The organism is Vibrio sp. Vb1026 (assembly GCF_033338745.1).
GTDB classification, from domain to species: domain Bacteria; phylum Pseudomonadota; class Gammaproteobacteria; order Enterobacterales; family Vibrionaceae; genus Vibrio; species Vibrio alginolyticus.
This window is the reverse complement of record NZ_JAWOTH010000191.1, coordinates 1-1,062: the sequence shown is the minus strand read 5'-3', so window position 1 is coordinate 1,062 and position 1,062 is coordinate 1. Positions and strand designations below refer to the sequence as shown.

Here is a 1,062-nt window from a genome sequence, read left to right as displayed (position 1 = left end):
GCCAATAAATGATTGCAAACGCGATTGCGCCAGTCGTTAACGATTGAACGGTACACAAAACGCCAACTTTTAATCCATCCAGTCTTAGATGGCACATTTGTGAGCCAGAGAAAGCAGCATTACCGGAACAGCGGCTTGCCCTAGCAGTGCTGTTGCTTCATACAACGGTGTCCACGCGCCAATACCTGATAAGTTCAAACATAATGCGAGTGACGCTGATAAGAAAATTGGCATCTTTATGATTTGTTTCAATGGATTACCGTTACTTAACAACATCACACCTACGCTGATATGTAAGCAAGCTGATACTACAAACAGCAGTACAGCAGAAGAAAGGGCAACTTCGCCAAATGTATAAGTGAACAACGGTATCGCAAGGTTCCCGCTATTTCGAAACATATGAGGTGGAGCCCAAGCTTTAAATGCTAGCCCAGTGATTTTACAAATCGGAATCATGAGTAACCCCGGAATTAAAACCGCAATGATGGCGGCTAAGAGCAGGGGACCTTGTTCAGAGTCGAGCGGCATGCTCACTAATGAGGAAAACACCAGAGCTGGCGTGAATACATCGATATTAATTCGATTTATATGGCGAAAATCAGGTTTGATATAGCGCCCGACAAGATAGCCCACACCGACAAGAGCGAACACAGGAAAAAGAATATTAATGATCTGATTAATCATGGTCGCCTTAGTGTATATGAGGTAGATGTGCGCTTAGTTGGTTAATCAACTAAGTGGTAATCACAGTATCAAACCTTCATGCATTGCGTCATGGTGAAACAATGAGAACCGTGGATTAAATCAAGCTTTCTCAAAGCACATTAGCTATATGGAGTGGTCGTACCTTTGAACTAATTGTTACGTATCAAGTTACATACAAATCACTGAAATACCGACAAGTTTTATGTCATGTGTCTGTAAAATAGCCAATCTCTGATATTTTTATTAAATAGTGATTAATGTTGTTTTGTTATTATTGTTTAGTCATATTGACTGGATATTTTTTGTAATTAAGCATTCACTAAACAAAAAATATTGAAATGTCGCTATTTAACAATA

The 1,062-nt window shown here is 39.5% G+C and carries 1 pseudogene; it reads right to left on the bottom strand.

Annotated elements, in window-relative coordinates:
• Positions 1 to 684, bottom strand: a pseudogene (locus tag R7E47_RS25215) (AEC family transporter); the annotation flags it as partial.
• Positions 685 to 1,062 lie beyond the last annotated feature (378 nt).